This is a genomic window from Amycolatopsis rifamycinica, from assembly GCF_000695625.1.
Lineage (GTDB): Bacteria > Actinomycetota > Actinomycetes > Mycobacteriales > Pseudonocardiaceae > Amycolatopsis > Amycolatopsis rifamycinica.
Map to the genome: position 1 here is coordinate 222,573 of NZ_JMQI01000043.1, position 23,335 is coordinate 245,907.

Below are 23,335 nucleotides of genomic sequence, written 5' to 3' on the forward strand. Positions count from 1 at the left end.
CGCAGGTAGCATCGGCGCGTAAGCAGAGGGGAGCAGGGCCGTGGACGCAGAGCGACCGAACGGCCGGGGGGCCGTGGACGACGTGGCCGGCCTGGCCCGCCGCGCCGGTCAGCTGGCGGGCTGGGCCGCGCGCACCGGCATCGCGCTCGGCCGCAAGCTCCCCGGCGTCGAGACCGCCGAACGCGGGGTGCGCGAGGTCGAGCGCCAGCTGCTGACCGAGCTGCGCCGCCGGCTCGACGAGGTCGACGACCCGTACCACGCGGCGCTCACCGCGGCGTCCGCGATGCACCGCGCGACGGCACCCCGCGAAGCGGGCGTCACGCTCGTGCCGGTGCGCGACAACCACGCCGAGCCGCTGCGCGCGGCGATGGCCGAGCTGCTCAACCACTCCATCGGCTTCGGCCGCGAGCGCGCCCGCGAATACTTCTACGCGGTCATCCTGCGCCAGCTGACCCCGGACGAAGCCCGGATCCTCTCCGCGCTGTCGGACGGCTCGCCGTTCCCCGCTGTCGACGTCGTCGAGCGCACCGGCCTCGGCGGCAACGGCCGGGTCGTGCTGCGCAACGCCTCGACGGTCGGCAAGGCGGCCGGGGTGTCCCTGCCCGACCAGGTGCCCGGCTACGTCACCCGGCTGATCGGGCTCGGCCTGGTCGACCTCGACGAAGAGGTGCCGTCGCTGGAGACGCAGTACGAAATCCTGCTGACCGACGAGACGGTGCGCGAGGCGGAAAAGCACGTCCGGCGCGCGAAGTTCGTCCGGCGCACGATCCACGTTTCGCGCCTCGGCGCGCAGTTCTGGCAGGCCTGCGACCCGAGTCTCGGATAGCCGGATGGGGGCCTTCCTCGGCGGCATCGTCGCCGACTTCGCGCAGCACTGGCCCCTCTACGTCTCGATCCCGGTCGTCGCGGCGCTGATCGGCTACGGCACCAAGCTGGTCGCGATCCGGATGATGTTCCAGCCGGTGGAGTTCGTCGGCGTCAAGCCGTTCCTGGGCTGGCAGGGCATCGTCCCGAAGCGCGCGGCCCGGATGGCGAGCATCGCCTGCGACACGATGACCGAGCAGCTGATCAAGCCGGCCGAGGTGGTGGCGCGGCTGGACGCCGGGCGGATCGCGAAGGAGATCGAGAAGCCGCTGCTGGCGGGCGTTGAGGACATCGTCCGCGAGGTGGCGGGCCACTACCAGCCGGGCCTGTGGGAATCCCTCCCGGTCCGCGTCCAGCGGCTGGTGATCGAGCGCGTCCAGCACGAGTCACCCCGGATGGTCGCGGCGGTGCTCGACCTCATCAAGTCCGATGTGGACAGCGTGTTCGACCTGAAGGGCATGGTGGTCACCAGCCTGGTCAAGGACAAGCGGCTGCTGAACCGCATCTTCCAGGAGGCGGGCGCCGAGGAGTTCAAGTTCATCGCCCGCTCCGGCCTGGTGTTCGGCGGTGCGATCGGCGTGGTCCAGATGGTGGCCTGGGTGCTGTTCAAGTTCCCGCCGATCATGCCGGTGTTCGGCCTGTTCACCGGCTGGTTCACGGACTGGCTGGCCCTGCGGATGATCTTCTACCCGATCGAGCCGCGCCGGTACTTCGGCGTCCAGTGGCAGGGGCTGTTCCTGAAGCGGCGGGCGGAGGTCGCGGAGGCCTACGGGTCGCTGATCGCGAAGGAGATCATCACGCCGCACAACGTGATCGAGGCGATCCTGCACGGGCCGCTGTCGGACCGGGTGCTGGCGCTGATCCAGCGCCAGCTGGACCGGGAGCTGGGCCGCCGGGTGAAGCCGCTGCTGGTGTTCGCGGTGGGCAGCCGCAAGTACCAGGACATGAAACTGGCGATCGCGTCCCAGATCATGTCCCGCCTCCCAGAGACGATGCGGTACATCGAGGACTACGCGACGGACGCGATGGACATCCGGAACGTGCTGGTGTCGAAGATGAAGGAGCTGTCCCCGAAGGAGTTCGAGAGGCTGCTGCGCCCGGCGTTCGAGCAGGACGAGTGGATCCTGATCGCGACGGGCGCGGTGCTGGGCTTCGCGGTCGGTGAGGCTCAGGTGCTGGTCCTGGAGCACCTGGCGGCTTAGGCGAAGCCGCGCCTCGGCGAGGTGGCGGCCGCCTCGGGCGGCCGAGCGGGCGTACAAGTCCACCCGAACGGCCGTACCCGCGGACGTATCCCCGTCGTCACCTGCCGCCTCTACTTTGCGTCAGGAAGACCGATTCGCCGGGAGACTCCCATGGCCGAGACCGCGGAACCGTGGCACCAGGAAATCCGGCTCGCGATGACCATGGTCGGCGGGGCCAGCCTGGCCATCTGGATGGGCGGGGTCGCCACCGAGACGTCGCAGCTGCTGCGGCAGTCGCGGGACCGGAGCGGCGGCGGGGTCTACCGCACCCTGCTCGACCTGCTGCGGGCGAGCGTCTCGATCGACGTCCTCACCGGGACCAGCGCCGGTGGCATCAACGCCGCCTGCCTGGGCCTGGCCGAGGCCTTCGGCTCCACTCCGCAGGTCCTCCGGAACACCTGGATCACCACCGGCTCGCTGGAAAACCTCGTGCGGGACGCCGACGAGGCACACCCGCGATCGGTGCTCGACGGGGACCGCGTCCTGCTCGGCGACCTCGAGAAAGCGCTGCGGCGGATCACCGCCGCAGGCGTGCCGCCGGAGGACGATCCCGACATCACCGTGCTGCTCACCGGCACCATGATCGACGGCGAGACCACCCGGTTCGACGACGCGCTCGGGAACCTGGTGCGGGACACCGAACACCGGATGCTCTTCCGGTTCTGTGGTACACAGTGGACGGTCGGCGTGGAGGGGCCGCTGGCGCTGGCGGCCCGCTCCACCGCGTCCTTCCCCGGTGCGTTCGAGCTGTCGCGGATGCCGATCGGCACCGAGGGCACCGACCGGCTGCACCCGGACATGACGCCGTACACCGAGCTGACCCGCTCGCACTGGCTCACCGACGGCGGCGTGCTGCTCAACAAGCCGCTGCGGCCCGCCCTGCGCGAGATCTTCGAGCGCACGTCGCACGCCGATGTCCGGCGGCTGCTGCTCTACGTCGTGCCCACCGGCGAAGGCGAAACCGACGCCGCCGGCTGCGATTCCGCGAACCCGCCGCTGCTTTCGAACGCGATGGCCAAGGTCGTCAACACCGTGATGAGCCAGTCGATCAGCGCCGAGCTGGACGACCTGACCCGGCACAACGACGCCGTGGTCCGCGCGCGCGACACCCGGGTCTCGCTCGCCGCCCTTGGCCTGCGCGGCGGTCCCGGGTGCCTGGTCGACGCGCGGATCGCCGCCGCCTACCGCGAGCGGCGGACCGCCGAGGACGCCGCCGAGCTGGTGCGCGTCGCCGCGCGGCGGTACGCGCTGGCCGAACCCGGCACCGAATGGGCCTCCGGGCTGTCGCGGCGGCTGCGGGACATCGCCGTGGCGGGGCTCCAAGGCGACATCCCCGCCACGCCGCCGCCGCCGAGCGTGGCGGTCGCCGAGCTGGCCGCCTACCGGACGACCGCGCTCGACGACGCCGTCGCGATCGGCCTGCAGCTGATCAACGCCGGCTTCCGCCTCCAGCGGGACGCCACGCGGACGCGGGAACTCAACTCCGCGCGCGAAAAGCTGCACCAGGCGCGCCGGACCGCCGGCCGGGGTGTCCGGCTGGGACAGTGGGTCACCGCGCACCCCGGGCCCGGCGGCAGCTCGCTCGAGACGTGGATCGGCGCACTCGCCCGGGAATGGGTCGAACCGGCCAAGACGGCCGCGGTCGCCGAGGCGTGGCCGCTGCTGGTCGCGGGGCTGCGGTCCGCGGCACCGGCGTTGCGGGCGCTGGCCGAAGCCGCACCCGGGAAGGCGGAATCCGTCACGACGCTGCTGGACTGGCTCGCGTTGACGCCCGATGCGGCCGACGAGGTGGTCCAGGCGCGCCTGCTCACCCTGCACGTGGCGACGCGCGGGCTGCTCGCCCAGGCGCCGTCGGTCGACCAGCGGGTCGACCTCGTGCAGGTCAGCGCCGATTCCCGGACGCTGCTCGACATGACGCGGCGCCGGTCGTGGGACAAGCTGACCGGGATGCAGGCGAGCTGCTTCGGCGCGTTCTACAAGGCGTCGTGGCGGGCCAGCGACTGGATGTGGGGCCGCGTCGACGGCGCGGGCTGGCTGGTCCAGTGCCTGCTCGACCCGGTCCGCCTGGCGACGCTGCGTGACGTCGTCGGGCGTGAGCGGTTCCGCGACGAGTTCGCCGCCGCGCTCAAGCCAGGGTGGCGCAAGCCGGACGAGCGCGACCGGTGCACCCCGGCCGAAATCGGGCAGCTGCGCGACCAGCTGACGGCCGAGCTGGCCTTCCTCGGCCTGGACGCCGACCTCGAACCGGTCGCGTTCGGCGACCGCCGCCCGGTCAGCCTGCCGGTGACGGCCATGGTGCTGGCCCGGACGCGGCAGGCCGAGATCGCCGCGGAGGAGCTCCCGGTCGTCACGCTCGCCTCGCGCTACGACGCCGACGACCGCCCGGACATCGGGAAGGCGCTGGCCGAGGACCTGCCCGGGGTCGACGCCGGTGCCGCGCAGGCCCGGTTCCAGGCCTGCCGCGTCTCGGCCGAGAAGCTCGCCGGGGAGCAGGGCACGGCCCGGCTGACCCGGACGCTCGTCGCGGTCGGCGCCGCCACGGTCAACGCCGGCACGGTCGCGTTCCGGCTGCCCGGCGGGTGGCCGCAGACGGTCGCGGGTCTGCTGCGGACGGTCGCCAGGAGCACGGCGAGGGTCTCGCGGGGCGCGTCCCGGCTCGGGACCGGGGGTTCGCTCGCGGCGGGGGTGCTGGCGCTGCTGGCCGGGCTGGTGATCGGCAGCAACGGCGGCGCGGTCCTGCAGTGGGCCGGCCTCCCGGTCCTGGCCGGCGCGGCCGTCTACCTGGCGACGGCGCTGCTGACGGCGGGCCACAAGGTGCGCTGGTTGTTGACGGCGCTCGGGACGCTGGTGGTCGCGGCGCTGCTGCTGGCCGCGTTCCTGCCCCCGCTGGCCCGGCCGTTCTTCGGCTGGCTCGGGGACGTCGTGGCCGGGTGGCGCCGCGGCGAGGGCGCGGTGTGGTGGCTGGTGGTCGCCGGCCTGCTCATCCTGCCCGCGGTCGTGACGCCGGTGAGCGCCCTGTGGCGCCGGCTGGGCCACCGCCGCGCCCGGACCCGCGCCGCGAAGGGCGTCGTGCTCGAAGTGGCCGGGCGAGCGCCCCGCAGGACGACGGTGAAGCCCGCGGCCGCGCGGACCCGGACCCCGAGTCCGCACTGAGCGCTTCCCGCCCGTCGCCTTGCGATCACGGGCGCGAAGGTCCATCGTTCGGATAGGTCACAGGCCGCGAGTCCGCGCCCCGGGCGCCCTCATGCCCCGGTTCCGGCGACGCCAAACATGTTTGTGTGACTGCTCACCGGGTACTTCACGTCGTCGCAGGTCATCGCGGGGGTCGTGAGCTGCGTCGCTGGCATGCGGAAAATTCTCTGTTACGTTTCCTGAGTATGTCCGTAACGCACTTGATCGAATCCCCGACCAAGTCGGACGGCGCGGAGCTGTGGCGAATCGCGCGTGATTCCGCCAAGCTCGATCTCAACTCGCCGTACGCATACATGCTGTGGTGCCGCGATTTCGCCGGGTCTTCGGTGGTCGCGCGCGAGGACGGCAGAGCGGTCGGATTCGTCATCGCCTACCGCAGGCCGGACGAGCCCGAGGCAGCGCTCGTCTGGCAGGTCGCGGTCGATCCGTCCCAGCGCGGAAAAGGCCTGGCCGGGGCCCTGCTCGACGCGTTGTACACGCGGCTGACCGGCGAGGGGGTGCGTTACCTCGAGACCACGATCACCCCGGACAACGAGGCGTCCATCCGGCTGTTCGGGTCGTTCGCGAAGCGGTGGAACGCCGCGGTGGAAACCAGTGTGCTGTTCGGCGGCGAGGATTTCCCCGAAGACGGCCACCTGCCGGAAGAGCTTTACCGCATCGGTCCGCTGACGGCGCCGACGAATCCGGGCGTTTAGGAGAGAAAGAAACACATGAGCATCTTCGAAGAGCTCGAATCCGAAGTACGCAGTTACAGCCGCGGCTGGCCGGTCGTCTTCGACCGCGCGCAGGGCAGTCACCTCTACGACGAAAGCGGGAAGCCCTATCTGGACTTCTTCGCCGGCGCGGGCGCGCTCAACTACGGGCACAACAACCCGCGGCTGAAGCAGGCCCTGGTCGACTACATCCAGCGCGACGGCGTCACCCACGCCCTCGACATGTTCACCGTGGCCAAGCGCGACTTCCTGCAGACCTTCCGCGACAAGGTCCTCGACCCGCGCGCCCTGAACTACAAGGTCGTGTTCCCGGGCCCGGGCGGCGCGAACGCCGTCGAGGCCGCGCTGAAGCTGGCCCGCAAGGTGACCGGCAAGGAAGCGGTCATCAACTTCACCAACGCCTTCCACGGCATGACGCTGGGCGCGTTGTCGGTCACCGGCAACTCGATGAAGCGCGGCGGCGCCGGCGTCCCGCTGGTGCACGCCACCCCGATGCCGTACGACCAGTACTTCGACGGCGCGATGCCGGACTTCCTCTACTTCGAGAAGCTCCTGCAGGACTCCGGCAGCGGGCTCAACGAGCCGGCCGCGGTGATCGTCGAAGGCGTGCAGGGCGAGGGCGGCATCAACGCCGCGCGCCTGGAGTGGCTGAAGGGCCTCGACGACCTCTGCAAGCGCCACAACATCCTGCTGATCCTCGACGACGTCCAGATGGGCTGCGGCCGCACCGGCCCGTTCTTCTCCTTCGAGGACGCCGGGATCACGCCGGACATCGTCTGCCTGTCGAAGTCCATCAGCGGCTACGGCATCCCGATGGCGCTGACGCTGATCAAGCCGGAACTCGACGTCTGGGAGCCGGGCGAGCACAACGGCACCTTCCGCGGGATCAGCCCGGCGTTCGTCACCGCCAAGGAAGCGATCGACGTCTATTGGAGCGACGACGCGCTCGAGAAGTCGACCAAGGCGAAGGGCGAGCGCATCGAGACCGCGTTCTCGGGCATCGTCGAGGCCTACCCCGAGGCGAACCTGGCCGCGAAGGGCCGCGGCCTGGCGCGCGGCCTCGAGTTCGCGAACGGCGACCTGGCCGGCCGGGTCTGCGCGGAAGCGTTCGCCCGCGGCCTGCTGATGGAGACCTCCGGCCCCGACGGCGAAGTGATGAAACTGCTGCCGCCGCTCACCCTGACCGACGACGAGCTGACCCAGGGCCTGTCGATCATCGACGAGTCCGTCAAGGCCGTCCTCACCAAGTAAGGAGATCGCCCGTGCTCGTCCGCACGCTCGACGAGATCACCGACACCGACGCCGACATCAAGACCGAGAACTGGCGCAGCAAGCGGATCGTCCTCGCCAAGGAGGGCGTCGGCTTCTCGGTGCACGAGACCACGCTGTACGCGGGGACGGTCAACGACTTCTGGTACGCCAACCACATCGAGGCGGTGTTCATCACCTCCGGTGAGGGCGAGATCGAGGACCTGGCCACCGGCAAGGTCTACGAACTCAAGCCCGGCACGCTCTACCTGCTCAACGACCACGACAAGCACCAGGTCCGGCCCAGGACCGAGATCAAGTGCGTGTGCGTGTTCAACCCGCCGGTGACCGGACGCGAGGTGCACGACGAAAACGGTGTGTACCCGCTCATCACCGAGGAACCCTGAGGCGAGGAAACAGGAGGCGAAACCCGTGACGCTGACGGACACCCGGGTCGACGACCGCTACCCGACCCGCATCACCGGGACGCCGGAGCACCTGCCGCGCGTGCACCCCACGGTGTGGGGTACCGAAGCCGACGGCCCCATCGACGCCGCCACGCTGGCGAACCACGACGCACGCGGCTACACGGTGGTCGAAGACCTGCTCTCCGTCGGGGAGGTGCAGACGTACTGGCAGGAGCTGGTGCGGCTGTCCTCCGACGAGGAGCTCGCCCACGACGAGCGGGTGATCACCGAGGCGAAGACCGGCGAGGTCCGGTCGATCTTCGACGTCCACGAGATTTCGGACCTGATCGCCGAGCTGGTGCGCGACCCGCGCGTGCTGGACCGGGCCCGGCAGCTGCTCGGCTCCGAGGTGTACGTCCACCAGAGCCGCGTCAACTACATGCCCGGCTTCAAGGGCACCGGGTTCTACTGGCACTCGGACTTCGAAACCTGGCACGCGGAGGACGGCATGCCGTCGCCGCGCGCGGTCAGCTGCTCCATCGCGCTGACCGACAACCACCCGTTCAACGGCGGCCTGATGATCATGCCGGGCTCGCACCGGACGTTCGTCCAGTGCGCCGGCGAGACGCCGGACGACAACTACAAGAGCTCCCTCAAGGACCAGCGGGTGGGCGTGCCGAGCGAGGACGACATCACGAAGCTGGCGGCCGAGCACGGCATCGACCAGTTCACCGGCCAGGCGGGCTCGGCGCTGTGGTTCGACTCGAACATCATGCACGGCTCCGGCAACAACATCACCCCGTACCCGCGCTCGAACATCTTCCTGGTGTTCAACAGCGTGGAGAACGCCCTGCAGGAGCCGTTCGCGGCGAGCGCGCCGCGGCCCGCGTTCATCGCCGGCCGCGACTCGACGCCGATCACGCGCTGAGGGAGCGCCGAGCCTGACCCGCCGGTGACGGCCTCGGTGCGCCCTGTTACCGTGTCGCCACCGCGCGGGTGTGTGGCTCGCGCAACACGTCTTCGCGGACGACCGGCGGCGGGTGCTTCGCTCGGGGTGAGCTCACCTGCCCGGTTGCCCTCGGTGGCGGACGGGCGGACCGGCCCCCTGGCGGCCCGGCCGGAAGTTTCAGCAGGACCCCGCACCACCGGATCGGGACCGGTGGTGCGGGGTTCTGTCATGTCGGCGTCAATCGCAGGCCCGCCGCACGCCGGCTGCGGAATCCGCAGCGGGACGAAACGTCCTGGTCCCGGCCCGGTGGGGCGGTATTCGCCGGGCGGCCATCACGGTAGGTTGACTTTTCCGGCGGGGGCGACGCCGGGGGAGAACGTGGACCCGGGGAGGTGGGCGCGAGCATGGCCCAGACCCGGCTCCAGCTGCTCGGTCCCGTCCAGCTCTTCCACGGCGACGAGCCCGTCCCCATCGGCGGCCCCGCGGTCCGCGGCCTGCTCGCGCTGCTGGCGCTGAAGCCCGGCAAGGTCGTCGGGCTCGACGAGATCATCGACGCCCTGTGGGGCCACGACCCGCCGGCCACTGCCCGCACCATCGTCCACGGCAACGTTTCCCACCTGCGGCGGGTCCTGCGCGACCTCGACGGGCCGCGCATCCTCACCACCCCGCCGGGCTACCGGCTGGAGGTCGAGCCCGACCGGATCGACGTCCACCGGGCGCGCACGCTGCTGGACCGCGCGTCGGTGGCCACCCCGGAGGTCGCCGCCGCGCTGCTCGCCGAGGCGCTCGCGCTCTGGCAGGGCCCGGTGCTGGGCGGGGTGCCCGACTCGCTGAAGGCGCCCGAGCTGGAGGACCTCCGGCTCGCCGTGCACGGCGCCCGCGTCGACGCCGACCTCGAACTCGGCCGGCACGCGGAGCTGATCGTCGAGCTCAGCCCGATCGTCCGGGCCGATCCGCTGGCCGAGCGGACCGCGGGCCAGCTGATGCGGGCGCTGTACCACGCCGGCCGCCGCGGGGACGCGCTCGAGCTGTACCGCACCGTCTCCCGCGCCACGCTGGGCACCCTCGGCGTCGAGCCCGGCGCGGAGCTGCGCTGGCTGCACGAGCGGGTCCTCAACGACGACCTCCCGGCGCGGAACGTCGTCGCCCCGGCCGCCGGCGCCGAGCCGGCGAAAGCGATTTCGCAGCTGCCCGCCGCGGTGCCGAGCCTGGCCGGGCGCGCCGAGGAACTGGCCTGGCTCGACGGGCTGGTGACCAGGGCGGAGGCCGGGCAGACGACGATCGCCGTGGTCACCGGCACCGCCGGGGTCGGCAAGAGCACGCTCGTCGTGTGGTGGGCGCACCGGGTCGCGTCGCGGTTCCCCGACGGCGTCCTGTTCGCGTCGCTGCGCGGCTTCGACCCGCACCACCCGCCGCTGGAGCCGGCCGAGCTGCTCACCCAGTTCCTGCTCGGCCTCGGCGTCGAGACCGCGAAGGTCCCGGAGCTGCTGCACGAGCGCGTCGCCCTCTACCGGTCGCTGATCGCCGGCCGCCGGATGCTGGTGCTGCTCGACGACGCCCGCACCGCCGAGCAGGTGCGCCCGCTGCTGCCGCCGAGCGCGCGGACGATGACGGTGGTGACCAGCCGCTCGCGCCTCGACGGGCTCGCCGTGTCGAACGCCGCCAAGCAGCGCGTGCTCGGCACGCTCGCGCCCGACGACGCCGTGGCGCTGATCGAGGAGCTGGCCGGCCCGGCGAGCCTCAACCACGCCCTCGCGCGGCTCTGCGGCTACCTCCCGCTGGCCCTGCGGATCGCCGGGGCCCGGCTCTCGGCGAGCGCCCAGCGGACCGCGGAGGAGCTCGTCGACGAGCTCGGCAACGAACGCACCCGGCTGGCGGGGCTCCAGGTCGACGGCGCCGACGACAGCGTCCGCGTGGCGTTCGACGTCTCCTTCCGCGGCCTGCCGGGCGAAGTCGCCGAAACGTTCCTGCAGCTGGGCGCGGTCCCCGGGGTGATGGTGGGGCCGCACCTGATGGCGGCGGTCGCGCAGATCACCGTGACCGAGGCCCGGCGGCGGCTGCGCGCGCTGGCGGCGCACAACCTGATCGCCGAGACCGAGCGGGACGTCTTCGTGCCGCACGACCTCGTCTGGCTGTACCTGCGGGAGCTCGCGGAACAGGAGCTCGGCGACAAGGAGCGCGACGAAGCGCTCGGCTGGACGGTCCGCTACTACCAGGCGGTGGCCGACCGGGCGCGACGCCGGCTCGGCCGGGTCGCCGACCCGCTCGACTTCTCCCGCGTGCTCGCCGAAGACGTGATGCCGCCGCTGCCCGGCTTCGCCGAGGCGCACGACTGGTTCGCGGCCGAGTGGCCGAACCTGCTGGCCGTCCTCGACGCCGCGTACGCCGCTGGGCGCCACGACGACGTCTGGCGGCTGGCCCGGCTCGCGCACACCTACCGCGTCGCGTGCCCGCTGCTGGACGAGTGGACGCGGATGGCCGACCTCGGCGTCGCCGCCGCCGAAGCCGCGGGCGACGTCGAGGGGCAGTGCTGGCTGCTGCTGGCGCGGTGCGAGATCGCGCTGACCTTCGAGCTGCCGGGGTCCGGCCTCGCCGACGCCGAACGCGCGGCGGAACTGGCCGCCGGATCGGCCGACGAGCGGCTGCGGACGTCGGTGGACCTGCACCTCGGGCGCGCGCTGAGCCGGCTCGGCGACCACGAGCAGGCCATCGAGCGGCTGGCCGCGGCGATCGCGAACGCGCCCGGCCTCCCCCTGCGCGGGCAGGCGCTCGCCGCCTGCGCGCAGGCGGAGAAGCGGGCGGGCCGGCTGCCCGACGCGATCGCCCACCAGCGCGCCGGCCTGCGGATCGACCGCGAACTCGGCGACGACGCCCAGGTCGTCGTCGCGCTGGACAAGCTGGCCGAGCTGAGCCTGCGGGCCGGGGACCACGAGGCGGCCGAGCAGTACGTCTGGGAGGCGATCGACCTGGCGATCAGCCGGGGGTTCGTCGCGCGCGAAGGGGCCCTGCGGCTGACACTGGGCCGGGTGCTGCGGGCCCGCGGCGACATCGACGGCGCTCGTGAACAACTGGCGTTGTCGGTGCGCATTTACGAACGCGTGCACCCGAAGCTCGTCGGTGAGGTGCGAACCGAGCTCGCCGATCTGCAGTGAACGCTTTCCGATACTTTCGCGGCGCGGGAATTTCGTTGCGAATGGGTCACGACCCCGTACTGGCGCTGAATCCTTAGTGGATTCTTAGTGGGCGCGGGCGGTGTCCGCGTAGGTTCGGCGGTGCCGGCAGAGCCCTAGGGGAGGGGCAGGCGGAGACGCCGGTGCCAGGCCCCGCGCGGGAAACCCCCGCCGGGGCCCGGAGCCGCCAGGAGCGGCTCGTGGCGGCCCGGCCGGCCGAGGTGGGGGTAGGCCGGCCGGTCGCCAGGCGGGCTCGCCGGGCCCGCTCGGCGTTCGCTCAGCCGACGTTCGCGGTGCAGAGCGCGATCGTCGTCCCGCTGTTTTCCGCGACCTTCTTGCCGTCGACGAGAATGGCGCAGCGGATTTCGTTGCTGACCGTCGCATTGCGGGTGTCCGCGGTGAGCGTCAGCAGGTAGGAGCCATTGTTGTACGACGCCTGCCCCTGCCACGCGTCGGTGCTGGCGGGCGCGTTTTCGGTGCGCTGGTCGTTGAGGCTGCCGAAGCGGACGGTCGCGCCGCCGGCGGAGGTGACCTGGAAGGTGACGGTGTGCTTGTCGGTGGCCACCGCGGGCAGGTGCAGTCCGGACTCGCCGCCGCCGAAGAAGGTCGAGTACAGCAGCATGCCGCCCGCGGTGAGCAGCGCGGCGGCCGTGACCCCGGTGGCGGTGATCGCCACCCCGCGGTCACCCACGGCGCCCTTCTTGGCCTGGACCAGCCCGGCGACCGCGAGGACGAGCCCGATCCCGCCCAGCGGCCACGCGACGAACTCGACGTCCGGCACGAACGTGACGGCCAGCGCGGCCACGCCGAGCAGCAGGCCGACGATCGCCAGGATGTTCCGTGCCGGCCTCGCATTGGCTTGACGACGCTCCGTGGCCGTCACCGGCGGAGCGGGCCGCCCGTGGCGCGCGGTGGCCGGCGGGTACTGCGGGTCGGTCATCATGCGAACCCCTTCGGGTGGGAGTGCGACGACGTTAACCCATAAGTGTGGCCCAGGACGAAATTGTTACATTCCGGAAAAAGTCATTGTCCCACCATTTGGCGTCAGGTATCGATATTTCCTGACATCATGGGCAGGGTGTGACCCGGTGATCAATGGGAAGAATATCGGAGTTCCCACTGTTCGCCGTGCCTTTTCACGACCTTGCGGTGGCTTCACGACGAAAGTCGCAGAACGGACTTCTCAGTCGAAAAGGCTTACTTCCGGGGTGATTTCGAGGAGTTCGAAGACCGGACGGCCGCGGCGGCCGTCGATCGTCGTCGTGCGCACGACGCGCAGCCGGGCCGTCACCGGGCGGTCGAGGTTCTCCTTGATCTGGTCGAGCAGGTCCGGGGCCACCGCGCCCTGGATCGTGCCGCCCGACTCGCGGTCGAGGTAGAAGATCCGCCGCCGGGTGCGGACGCCGTCGAGCCGCCCGCGCACCGTCTCGTAGCCGACCTCCTCGCGGGATTCGCGGAGGCTGCCCTGCAGGATCCGCGCCTGCTCGGTGGTCATGCTGCGGGTGACCTGCTCGCCCGCGGTCGGCGTCAGCGCCATCCCGATACCGGCGTTCTTCGCCACGGCGTTGACGATGTCGCTCACCGCGTTGCGGACGGTGTCGCGCTGGAGGAGGACGGCGTCGAGCGCGCCGTCGTCCGAGCCGTTGGCCGGCAGGAAGTCGCACAGCTCCTTGACCGCGCGCTCGGACAGCGTCTCGATGCCGTCGACGATCAACGCGTCGTCGGAGACGTCGAGCTCCGGGAAGCCGAAGAAGATCGCGTTGCCCGCCTGGCCGCGCTGGATCAGCGGCGCCTTGTCCCGGTCGGTCTGCTGGACCTGGGTGACCTCGCCGGACGGGTTGCGGATGATGTGCCCGATCTTCGCCGTCGCGTCCTGCAGGGCGCGGCTGATGTCGGAGAAGGTGTAGGCGTCGATGGTCTGTTCGCCGATCACCGAGACGTGCAGCAGCGGCGAACGGGACGTCCGCTCGAACTTGGCGTTGGCCGCCATCGCCGAGGCGCGGGCCAGGTCGTCGAGCCACGTGCCGCCGGGGATCTCGTCGGCGATGCGCCGGAACTCGTTCCTCACCAGATCATCTCCGGGTAGCCCCTGCCGCCTTGGGCCCAGACCTCGGCCCACACGTCTTCGTCGCCGGGGCGGCACAGGAAGCCGTCCAGCATGCCGCCGACCGGCTGCACCTGGTCGAGGTACATCGCCGGCTGCCCGACGATGACCCCGCGCAGCGTCAGCAGGCCGTAGAGCGCCGACCGGCCGGCGTCGTCGAGCCGCTTGAGCGCGCCCCACTCGTCCGGGATGAGGACGACGTCGAGGCTGCGCGGCGGGTGGGCGGTCCGGGTGATGAGCTCGCCGCCGATCCAGGCGCGGCCGGACGGGATGATCCGCCGGGCGACGCCGAGGTAGCTGTTGAGCGCGCTGAACAGGATCTCGCGGTCGTTCTGGTGCGGGGCGTCGAACACCAGCCGTTCGTAGACGTCGGCGAGATCGCCCGCGTGCCGGCCCGGCGGCAGGACCTGCTGCGGCGTCCAATGGGGGAGCGCCACTCCACCCCCTCCTCAGCCCTCGCTCACAGTGCGTAGCCGAACTTACCAGGATGGGTGTCAGCCACCGCGCCCAGGCTGGTGCGGCCACCGCGGGGCGGCGTCTTCGGACTCCGGCCAGGCGGGCTCTTCCTCGGTGGGCCAGTCCTCGGCCTGCGCGCCCCGCTGCGGCGGCAGCGGCAGGTGTCCTTCGCGGTGGCCGACGGGTTCGGGTTCCTCGTCGTCGTGGGGGTCCGTCCGCCGCTCGGGGGCGTGCTGGACCCAGGCGGCGGGGATGAACTGCGTCTGCTCGGTCGAGAGCGGCGGGGGCGGCTCGTACCGGGGTTCTTCCTCGGGTTCCGGCTCGGGCTCGGGCTCAGGCCGCGGGCGCTGGGCGGTGCGCAGCACGAGCCACGAGGTGAGCGCCCCGAGGGCGAAGGCGACGATCAGCCACAGCCAGATCTGCCCGAACAGCCAGAACATCAGCTCATCACCCCTCAAACGACCGTGATCTCGACACGCCGGTCCTCTTCGCCGCCGGTGGCCGGCCGGGTGTCGCCCAGCCCCCGGTAGGTCACGCGCTTGGCCGCCAGCCCGTTGGCGGTGAGGATCCGCGCGACGGCCCGCGCCCGGTCCCGCGACAGCTTGAGGGCGGCGCTCTCCCCGCCGGGCCCCCGCGCGACGTGCCCGGTGACCCGGTACCGGAAGCCGGCGGGCGCTTTGGCGAGCGCGATCGCGATGCTGCGTGCGGCCTGTTCGCCCTCGGGGGTGAGCCGCGCGGAGTCGGGCTCGAAGGCGATGGGCGCCTCGGTGAGCAGCCGGTCGATCTCGGCCTGCACCCCGGCCTTGTCGGTGGGCGGCGGAGCGGTGGTGCTGGTGGTGGGCGGCGGGCTCGCGGTGGTGCTGGTCGTCGGCGGCGGTGGCGGGCTCGAGGTGGTGCTCGGCGCCACGGGGATGACATCACCGGTGACTTTGGCGGCCCGGACACCGTCGACGTGCTGCACGATTTCGAGGGCTCGCAGCGCCTGACCGGGCGGGAAGCCGCTGAGGGTGGCGTCGCGCCCGTCGAAGCGGACATCCCCGGTGGGCAGGCCGGCTTCGAAGAGGGCGGCCTGTGCGCGCGCGGCGAGGTCGCGTTCCAGGCCCCCGGACTGAGTCCAGGTGGCGATTCCCGCGAGCAGCGCTGTGACCAGCACCGCAACCGGGACCACGAGGATCCAGCGCCGACGCATAAGGGGACTGTAAGCCGGGTCCGGCGGGTTGGCGAGCTGAATCCGGGTGGTGATCCACAAGTTGTCCCCAGGCAAGTCGACATGTGGACAACTTCGGAGATCGTGATCGGACGGGCACTTTCCGTCGGAGGTGGGCGATAGGCTGGAGACGGGTGGTTCCCCCAGGGAGGGTGGGTCAGGTCCGGGGGCGGTTTCGGGCGGGGATGCTCGTTCGCAGGGCGGCCGGCGCCGAGCGAGCTCACCTCGTCGACCTCAGCCTTGGTCGCCCGAGAGTCTTGGCCCGGAGCTATCCCCGGCGCCGGTCACCCGCGCCCACCAAACCCACCGCCCAGCGAAACCGCCGATAACCCGCCGGAAAAGCACCTCAAGGGGCCTCCAGCGCACCCAACCCCATCTGCGCCGAAAGCCCCTCCAAGACGAAAAACCTCAGCTGGCCTGCTGCTGCGGAGCGCTCTCCGTCACGTCGAGCGCATCCAGCGGAAGCAGCGGCGCCAGCTGCGGTCGCTTGGGCGACAACCCGTCCCCCATCGACTGGCCGCGCAGCTGCCGGCGGATCCAGGGCAGCAGGTGCACCTTCGTCCACGTCAGGTCCGAGCGCCGCGAGTCGAGCCAGCGGCTCGGGTGGTCCTCCAGCGGCCATGGCTCGCGCCAGTCCGCCGCCACCGGGATGCCCAGGACCTCCGCCGCCTTCAGGGCGATGCGGCGGTGGCCCTCCGGGGAGAAGTGCAGCCGGTCGTCGCTCCAGGCCCGGCGGTCGTGGAGGGGGCCCATCGTCCACAGGTCGACCATGCGGGCTCCGTAACGCTCGGCGATCGCCCACAGGTTGGTGTTGTAGATCGCCACCTTGCCCCGCAGGACCGACATCACCGACAGGACCTTCGTGTCCGGGCCGTTGAACATCAGCACGGGGATGCCCGCTTCACGCAGCTTCGCGACGCCCTCCTCCAGGCGCTCGGTCACCGCGTCGACGTCCGCTCCCGGGACGATGATGTCGTTGCCGCCCGCGCAGAGCGTGACGAGGTCGGGCTTCAGCTCCAGGGCGATCGGCAGCTGTTCGTCCAGGATCTCGTCGAGCATCTTGCCGCGCAGGGCGAGGTTGGCGTACTGGAAGTCGCTGCGGCCCCCCGCCAGTACCTCGGCGAGCCGGTCGGCCCAGCCGCGGAAGGAGCCGTCCGGCAGGTCGTCGTTCAGGCCCTCGGTGAAGCTGTCACCAAGCGCCACATAGCTGTCGAATCCGTACACGTTGGGTCCCCTTCCCATGCTGCGACCGCCACACCCCGGCATGTAGTTGTACACCTCAACTAACCACCGGCCCCACACCCGCTCACCCCCGGGTCGTTCAGCCTGCGGTAACAGTGTCTTATCTTGTCGGCCTTCCGCGCCTCTCTATTACGTAGTCTTCACCTCCGGCATGCCGGGAAACAGCACACTCGGAGGCAAATCCGGCACCCGATGTGGCGAAAATCTCCCCGGCCGGGGCGTCCCGCCCCCGGTCCGGCAGGCTGGACACGTGTCCGGAGAACCCCGTGAGTCGCTCGCGCAGATCCTCGGTGGCCGCCGGGGCGCGCTCGACGCCAGCATCCCGCCCGTCGGCTTCGTCGCCGGCTGGCTCGCGGCCGGCCAGTCCGTCGCCTGGGGCGCCGCGGCCGCCGTCGTGGTCGCCGTCGCCGTCGGGATCTACCGGATCGCCCGTGGCGGCAAGGTCCGGGCGCTGGTCGTCAGCCTGGCCGCCGTCGTCGCCGCCGCGTTGATCGCCCTGCACACCGGCCGCGCCCAGGACTTCTTCCTGCTGCAGCTGATGTCCAATGTGGCCAGCGCCCTGCTCTGGGCGGCCAGCATCGTCGTGCGCTGGCCGCTGCTCGGCGTCGTCGTCGGCCTGCTGCTGGGCCAGAAGACGCGGTGGCGGCGCGACGGCGTGCTGCTCAAGGCCTACTCGCGGGCCAGCTGGGTGTGGGTGCTCCAGTACACGCTGCGCGTGGTGGTCTACGGCCTGCTGTGGTCGGCCGGCCAGGTGATCGCGCTCGGCGTGGCCCGGACGGTGCTCTCGTGGCCGCTCGTCGCGCTGACCGTCGCGGTCAGTGGCTGGGTGCTCTACCGGGCGTTGCCGCCGGAGCACCCCGGCCTGCGCCTGGCTCCGGAAACCCGCTCGGAGGACGTACCCGGGGCATAAGGCGGCCCCCGGCGAGGGGGGAGGGTCCGGGGGCCACTGCCTACGGTACCCGGACTACCCGGGTTCAGTCGACGTTTTCGCGTCTTTGCGCCGCGTTTTGCTCAATATCCTCACGCCCGGGGGCGCGGCGTCCCCTCGCCGAAGGCCTCCACGGCCGCCAGCCAGGCCGCCCCGAGCACCCCATCGGAGCTGGTCAGCACCTCGAGACCGGCCAGACGGCGGCGCACGAGCTCGCCGACCGGGCTCGCTCCGGTGAGCACGGAGCCGACGAGCACGACCGGGGTCGACTCGCCGGGCTCGCGCGCCGCGAGGGCGGTTTCGGCCAGGTGCCCGGCCGCGCGCGCGACGATCTCCCGGGCCGCGGGCTCGCCCGCGGCGTGCGCCGCGCTCACCAACGGGGCGAACCGGGCGAGCCGGACCGGCGCCTCGGCGTTGGCCGCCGTGATGAGCGCCCGGGACGCGGCCAGCCGCCCGGCGTCGCCGTGGACGTCCAAAGCGGACAGTCCGAGCGCGGCGCCGAGCACCGCCGCCGGGAGCCCGTCGAGCGGCCGCCCGCGCCCGAGTGCCTCCAAAGTGGAGCGGACGGCTTCGCGGCCGAGCCAGAACGCCGACCCTTCGTCGCCGAGCAGCCAGCCGTAGCCGCCGGTCGTGCCGGCGAGCCGCCGCGCGCGGATCCGGCCGACGATCGAACCGGTGCCGGCGACGACGACCGTCCCGTCCGGGGCCGGGGTGGCCGCCGCGTACGCCACTTCGGCGTCGGCGACCGTCCGCACCGCACACGTGAGACCGATTCGCGTCCACGCCGCGTCGAAGACCGCCGCCACGCTCTGGTCGCTCAGCTTGCTGACCCCGGCCATGCCGACGACGCACGCCCGCACGGCGCCGGGGTCGTGGGCGCCGAGCGCCGCGGTGATCGCGTCGGCGATGCGGCCCGCGGCGACCTCGGGCGCGTGCGCGTTGGGGTTGGCCCCTTCGCCGCGCCCGGTGCCCAGCACCGTGCCGGCGGCGTCGACCAGGGCGGCCCTGGTCGACGTGCCGCCGGCGTCGACGCCCACCGCGAAGCTCACCGGGTCTTGGTCACCTTCAGCAGGCCGCGCGGGCTGTCCGGGTCGCCGCCGCGGGCCAGCGACAGCCCGAGCGCGATCCGCTGGATCGGCAGGATCTCCAGGATCGGCGCCAGCTCCTCGACCGTCGGCGCGACGTCGATGCGCAGCGCCGCGGGCATCTCGGCGGCGGCCGAGCCGACCGCGAGGACGTCCGCGCCGCGCTTGCCGACGGCCTCGAGGACCTCGTGCATCGCCTGCCCGCCCTGTCCCTTGCTGGTCACGGCGAGGACGGCGGTCTCGCCGTCGACCGCCGCGACCGGCCCGTGCAGCAGGTCCGCGCCGCTGTACGCGCGGGCGGCGAGGTAGCTGGTCTCGGCGAGTTTGAGCGACCCCTCGAGCGCGCTGGCGTAGGAGTAACCGCGGCCGGTGGTGAGGACCCGGTCCACGAAGCGGTACCGGTCGACCGCGCGCTGCACGCCCTCGGCGGCGCCGTCGAGGGTCTGCTGGGCCAGCTCGCCGATCTTCTCGGCGTCGGCCGCCTTGCCGCCGCGCACCGCGTCGATCAGCAGGTACAGCGCCATCAGCGTCGCGGAGTACGTCTTGGTGGCCGCGACGGCCTTCTCGACGCCCGCGCCGATGTCGACGCCGAGCTCGGACGCCGCTCGCAGCGGCGAGTCCGGCGTGTTGGTGACCGACACCGTCAGCGCGCCCTGGCGCCGCGCCGTTTCGGTGACCTCGATCAGGTCAGGGGAGCCGCCGCTCTGGCTCACCGTGACGAACAGCACGTCCCGCAGATCGGGCCGCGCGCCGTACAGGGTCGCCGTGGACGGGGAAACCAGACCGGCCGGGAGACCGAGGAGTACCTCGATCAGGTACTTCGCGTACAACGCTGCGTGGTCGCTCGATCCACGCGCGGCGAGCAACGCGAACCGCGGCGGGTGGTGTGAGATCTTTTCCGCCACTTCGGCGATTTCCGCCTGACGCGCCACCAGTCCCGCCAAGACGTCCGGCTGCTGGGCGATCTCCGCGGCCATGTGCGCGCCGGGCCGTTGTTCGGTCATCATTTTCCTCTCCACCTCCGGCATTATGTACCGGACTCAGGCGGCGTCGGTCAGGTCTAGACCAATGTTATAGGGGCGGCGCGTTGGGGGAAAAGGGTACGTTTCTTACGGGGACGTGGCGTGCGATGAGGGAAGACAGAGGGAGCCGGGCATGTTGGAGACCACCACCACGGGCGAGGCGGGCGCCGTCGCGGGGCTGCGCGGGCAGCGCGAGCCCAAGTACTGGGCGCTGAAACAGCACCTCCTCGACCTGCTGGACGTGCTGCCGCCGGGGTCGCCGATCCCCACCGAACGCGCGCTCGCCGGGGAGTTCACGGTCTCCCGCACCACCGTGCGCCAGGCGCTGGCCGACCTCACCGCCGAAGGCCGCCTGCACCGGGTGCAGGGGAAAGGCACCTTCGCGGCCGAGCCGAAGCTCGCGCAGCGGCTGCAGCTGTCCTCCTACACCGAGGACATGCGCAAGCAGGGCCTGAAGCCGTCGTCGAAACTGCTGGAGGTCGAGGAACTGCCGGTCGAGGGCGATCTGGCGAAGCTGCTCGGAATCCGGACCGGCGCGAAAATTCTTCGCCTTCGACGGCTTCGACTGGCGGACTCGCAGCCGATGGCGCTGGAGACGACGCACCTTCCCCTCGGCCGATTCCGCGGGCTGCGCAAACACGTCTCCGCCGGCGGTTCGTTGTACGCCGTTCTGCGCGAGCACTACGGCGTCGAACTCGAGCGCGCGGAAGAGACGATCGAGACGTCGCTCGCCGGGCCGCAGGAAGCGGAAATGCTCGGCGCGGACGTCGGCATGCCGGTGCTGATGCTGACCCGCCACTCGTTCGCCACGGACGGCAAGCCGGTCGAGTTCGCCCGCTCGGTCTACCGCGGCGACCGCTACAAGTTCGTGACGACGCTGCTGCCGTAAGCCCGCGGTTGACGGCGGTCCCCGGTCACGGTGAAGTTGACCGGGTGACTGCCACCGAAGACACCGGAATCCGGTGGGGAACCCACGCCGCCCGCGGCGTGCTCGCGACCACCATCCTCGGCTCCGGCATGGCGATGCTCGACGGCACCATCGTCAACGTCGCCCTGCCCCGCATCGGCACCGAGCTGAACGCCTCCGTGGCGGGTCTCCAGTGGATCCTCGACGGCTACCTGCTGGCGCTCGCCGCGCTCATCCTCGTCGCCGGCTCGCTCGGTGACCGGTACGGCAGGCGCCGCATGTACCTCGTCGGTGTCGTCTGGTTCGGTGTCGCGTCGGGGCTGTGCGCCGCGGCGACGTCCACCGAGATGCTCGTCGCGATGCGGATCCTGCAGGGCATCGGCGGCGCCCTCCTGACGCCCGGGTCGCTCGCGATCCTCCAGTCGTCCTTCGCGCACGACGCCCGCGCCCGCGCGATCGGCGCCTGGTCCGGCCTCGGCGGCATCGCGGCCGCCGCCGGTCCGCTGCTCGGCGGGTTCCTCGTGCAGGTGTGGTCGTGGCGGCTGGCGTTCCTGATCAACGTGCCGATCGCGGTCGCCGTGGTGCTCATGGCGCGGAAGTTCGTCCCCGAATCCCGCGACCCCGACGCCACCGGGCACCCGGACTTCGGCGCCGCCGCCCTGGGCGCCCTCGGCCTCGCCGGGGTCACCGGCGCGCTGGTGGAGGCGCCCGCCCGGGGCGTCGGCGACCCGCTGGTGCTGGTCGCGGGCCTGCTGGGGATCGCGGGGCTGGTCGCGTTCGTCGTCGTCCAGCACCGCTCGGCGGAACCGCTCGTGCCGCCGTCGCTGTTCCGCGACCGCACGTTCACGCTGTCGAACGCGCTGACCTTCGTCGTCTACGCCGCGCTCGGCGGCGTCATGATGCTGCTGGTCATGCAGCTGCAGGTCTCGCTCGGCTACTCGCCGACCGCGTCCGGCCTGGCCGGGCTGCCGCTGACGGTGATCATGCTGCTGCTCTCGGGCCGCTCCGGCGCGCTCGCCCAGCGCATCGGCCCGCGCGCGCAGCTCGTCGTCGGCCCGATCGTCGTCGGCGCCGGGATGCTGCTGATGCTGCGCATCGCCCCCGGCGCGTCCTACCTCGGCACGGTGCTGCCCGCGGTCGTGGTCTTCGGGCTCGGCCTGGCGACGGTCGTGGCCCCGGTGACCGCGACGGTGCTCGCCGCGGCCCCGGACCGCTACGCCGGCGTCGCGTCCGGCGTCAACAACGCCATCGCCCGCTCGGGCGGCCTGCTCGCGGTGGCCGTGCTGCCGGCGGCGGCCGGGCTGACCGGCGAGGCGTACGCGGACCCGGTGGCGCTGACGGCGGGCTGGCGGACGGCGCTGGTCATCTGCGCGGCCCTGGCGATCGCGGGCGGGCTGATCGCGCTGGGCATCCACAACGGCGTCCTCGCGCCGCCGGCCGAAGCCGAGCCCGACGACGAGTGCCCCCACCTCGGCGAGTGCTACCACTGCGGCATCGAGGGCCCGCCGACGCACATCCGCAGCGGCGGGACCCCGGTCGCGGGTTCCTAACCGGCGAGGATTCCGGCGAACAGCGCCGGGTCGGCGTTGCCGCCCGAGACGAGCGCGACCGTCTTCCCGGGCGGCAGCTCCTCGGCGTGGAACAGGTACGCCGCCGTCGTCACCGCGCCGCTGGGCTCGGCCACCAGCCGGGCCTTGCGGGCGAGGACCCGCACGGCCTCGCGGATCTCGTCCTCGGTGACCGTGACCATCTGGTCGACGACCTCCCGCAGATGGGCGAACGTCAGCTCCGACGGCTGCGAGCGCAGGCCGTCGGCGATCGTGCGGGCCCGGTCGGCCTGCGGCCACCGGACCAGCTCGCCTTGCCGGAGGCTGTCGGCGACGTCGGCGGCCAGCGCGGGCTCGACGCCGATGACCTTCGCCCGCGGGCACCGGGCCCGGATCGCGGTGCCGACACCGGCGGCCAGCCCGCCGCCGCTGATCGGGACGAGCACCACGTCGACGTCCGGCAGGTCCTCGGCGATCTCCAGGCCGGCCGTGCCCTGTCCGGCGATGATGGCCGCGTGGTCGAAGGGCGGGACGAGGGTCAGCCCGCGTTCGGCGGCCAGTTCGCGCGCCTTGCCCTCGTGTTCGCCGATCGGCACCTCGATGACCTCGGCACCGTAGGCGCGGGTGGCCTCGACCTTGATCCGCGGCGCGACGTCCGGCACGACGATCACCGCGGGCACGCCGTACCGCTGCGCCGCGTACGCGACCGCCTGCGCGTGGTTGCCGCTCGAGTACGCGATCACGCCGCGGGCGCGGGCGGCGTCGTCGAGCGCGGCGATGGCGTTGAACGCGCCGCGCACCTTGAACGCGCCGACCGGTTGCAGGTTTTCGGGTTTGAGCCACAGGGTCCCGCGGGGATCCCAGGTCTGGAGCAGCAGGGGCGTGCGTACGGCGACATCTTCGACGCGCTTCGCGGCGGCCTCGATGTCAGAGATCGTCACCAGTTCCATGTGCCGAGTATGTCAAGAAAACGTGCGGTTCGGAGTGTCTAATATGGACAGACGGAGTGGTCCTCCTCACGCCGTGGCAACGAGGGGAGTGCCTCACGCGCCT

Annotated in this window: 20 protein-coding genes; 11 read left to right on the forward strand and 9 right to left on the reverse strand. The window is 72.1% G+C overall.

Translation table 11 applies throughout. The features are described from left to right. Nucleotides 1–40: 40 nt before the first annotated feature. The 8 genes from DV20_RS20745 to DV20_RS20780 all read left to right on the forward strand — a co-directional run bounded on the left by DV20_RS20745 (nt 41) and on the right by DV20_RS20780 (nt 11,766). Complete coding sequence (locus DV20_RS20745) at nt 41–826, forward strand: Abi-alpha family protein (protein WP_043782668.1); 786 nt, start codon at nt 41–43, stop codon at nt 824–826. Nucleotides 827–830: 4 nt separating this feature from the next. Continuing rightward, nucleotides 831–2,066 (forward strand): DUF445 domain-containing protein, encoded by a 1,236-nt coding sequence (locus DV20_RS20750; RefSeq protein WP_043782671.1) that lies wholly within the window; start codon nt 831–833, stop codon nt 2,064–2,066. Between the two features lie 150 nt (nt 2,067–2,216). After that, the gene (locus DV20_RS20755; RefSeq protein ID WP_043782673.1) at nt 2,217–5,258 is read left to right on the forward strand and encodes a patatin-like protein; all 3,042 of its coding nucleotides are present in this window, start codon (nt 2,217–2,219) and stop codon (nt 5,256–5,258) included. Nucleotides 5,259–5,482: 224 nt separating this feature from the next. Next, entirely contained in the window at nt 5,483–5,992 is a 510-nt protein-coding gene (gene ectA / locus DV20_RS20760; protein ID WP_043782676.1) for a diaminobutyrate acetyltransferase, read from the forward strand. 15 nt (nt 5,993–6,007) lie between these two features. Then, complete coding sequence (gene ectB / locus DV20_RS20765; protein ID WP_043782679.1) at nt 6,008–7,261, forward strand: diaminobutyrate--2-oxoglutarate transaminase; 1,254 nt, start codon at nt 6,008–6,010, stop codon at nt 7,259–7,261. A gap of 11 nt (nt 7,262–7,272) precedes the next feature. After that, nucleotides 7,273–7,665 carry an ectoine synthase gene (locus DV20_RS20770; RefSeq protein WP_043782681.1) on the forward strand — a complete coding sequence of 131 codons (393 nt, stop codon included), beginning with the start codon at nt 7,273–7,275 and terminating at the stop codon, nt 7,663–7,665. Nucleotides 7,666–7,690: 25 nt separating this feature from the next. Beyond that, nucleotides 7,691–8,593 (forward strand): ectoine hydroxylase, encoded by a 903-nt coding sequence (gene thpD, locus DV20_RS20775; protein WP_043782683.1) that lies wholly within the window; start codon nt 7,691–7,693, stop codon nt 8,591–8,593. 425 nt (nt 8,594–9,018) lie between these two features. Further along, nucleotides 9,019–11,766 (forward strand): AfsR/SARP family transcriptional regulator, encoded by a 2,748-nt coding sequence (locus DV20_RS20780; RefSeq protein WP_043782796.1) that lies wholly within the window; start codon nt 9,019–9,021, stop codon nt 11,764–11,766. 295 nt (nt 11,767–12,061) lie between these two features. On the opposite strand, the gene DV20_RS20785 is transcribed toward DV20_RS20780, so the two are convergent. The 6 genes from DV20_RS20785 to DV20_RS20810 all read right to left on the reverse strand — a co-directional run bounded on the left by DV20_RS20785 (nt 12,062) and on the right by DV20_RS20810 (nt 16,775). Continuing rightward, nucleotides 12,062–12,727, reverse strand: coding sequence for a hypothetical protein (locus DV20_RS20785; protein ID WP_043782685.1), 666 nt, complete (start codon nt 12,725–12,727; stop codon nt 12,062–12,064). Nucleotides 12,728–12,967: 240 nt separating this feature from the next. Continuing rightward, nucleotides 12,968–13,852, reverse strand: coding sequence for a hypothetical protein (locus DV20_RS20790; RefSeq protein WP_043782686.1), 885 nt, complete (start codon nt 13,850–13,852; stop codon nt 12,968–12,970). Then, on the reverse strand, nt 13,849–14,325 hold the full coding sequence (locus DV20_RS20795; RefSeq protein ID WP_043782688.1) for a DUF6932 family protein: 477 nt from the start codon (nt 14,323–14,325) through the stop codon (nt 13,849–13,851). The genes DV20_RS20790 and DV20_RS20795 overlap by 4 nt, the downstream gene beginning before the upstream one ends. Nucleotides 14,326–14,382: 57 nt before the next feature. Beyond that, on the reverse strand, nt 14,383–14,784 hold the full coding sequence (locus DV20_RS20800) for a hypothetical protein (protein WP_043782690.1): 402 nt from the start codon (nt 14,782–14,784) through the stop codon (nt 14,383–14,385). Between the two features lie 14 nt (nt 14,785–14,798). Continuing rightward, on the reverse strand, nt 14,799–15,533 hold the full coding sequence (locus DV20_RS20805; protein WP_235190898.1) for an OmpA family protein: 735 nt from the start codon (nt 15,531–15,533) through the stop codon (nt 14,799–14,801). 426 nt (nt 15,534–15,959) lie between these two features. Then, entirely contained in the window at nt 15,960–16,775 is an 816-nt protein-coding gene (locus DV20_RS20810) for an SGNH/GDSL hydrolase family protein (protein ID WP_043782692.1), read from the reverse strand. A gap of 268 nt (nt 16,776–17,043) precedes the next feature. On the opposite strand from DV20_RS20810, the gene DV20_RS20815 reads away from it, so the two are divergent. Beyond that, complete coding sequence (locus DV20_RS20815; RefSeq protein WP_043782693.1) at nt 17,044–17,703, forward strand: DUF3159 domain-containing protein; 660 nt, start codon at nt 17,044–17,046, stop codon at nt 17,701–17,703. Between the two features lie 110 nt (nt 17,704–17,813). Here the strand turns inward: DV20_RS20815 and DV20_RS20820 are convergent, their stop codons facing one another. Together DV20_RS20820 and DV20_RS20825 are read right to left on the reverse strand one after the other, a co-directional pair. Further along, complete coding sequence (locus DV20_RS20820) at nt 17,814–18,770, reverse strand: N-acetylglucosamine kinase (RefSeq protein WP_043782695.1); 957 nt, start codon at nt 18,768–18,770, stop codon at nt 17,814–17,816. Then, the gene (locus tag DV20_RS20825; RefSeq protein WP_084093578.1) at nt 18,767–19,813 is read right to left on the reverse strand and encodes an SIS domain-containing protein; all 1,047 of its coding nucleotides are present in this window, start codon (nt 19,811–19,813) and stop codon (nt 18,767–18,769) included. The genes DV20_RS20820 and DV20_RS20825 overlap by 4 nt, the downstream gene beginning before the upstream one ends. Before the next feature lie 148 nt (nt 19,814–19,961). On the opposite strand from DV20_RS20825, the gene DV20_RS20830 reads away from it, so the two are divergent. After that, on the forward strand, nt 19,962–20,717 hold the full coding sequence (locus DV20_RS20830) for a GntR family transcriptional regulator (protein WP_013230307.1): 756 nt from the start codon (nt 19,962–19,964) through the stop codon (nt 20,715–20,717). 44 nt (nt 20,718–20,761) lie between these two features. Continuing rightward, entirely contained in the window at nt 20,762–22,285 is a 1,524-nt protein-coding gene (locus DV20_RS20835) for an MFS transporter (RefSeq protein WP_043782696.1), read from the forward strand. On the opposite strand, the gene DV20_RS20840 is transcribed toward DV20_RS20835, so the two are convergent. Further along, nucleotides 22,282–23,232: a threonine ammonia-lyase gene (locus DV20_RS20840; protein WP_043782697.1), complete on the reverse strand. Its 951-nt coding sequence runs from the start codon at nt 23,230–23,232 to the stop codon at nt 22,282–22,284. The two genes, DV20_RS20835 and DV20_RS20840, sit on opposite strands and share 4 nt — an antisense overlap. Nucleotides 23,233–23,335 lie beyond the last annotated feature (103 nt).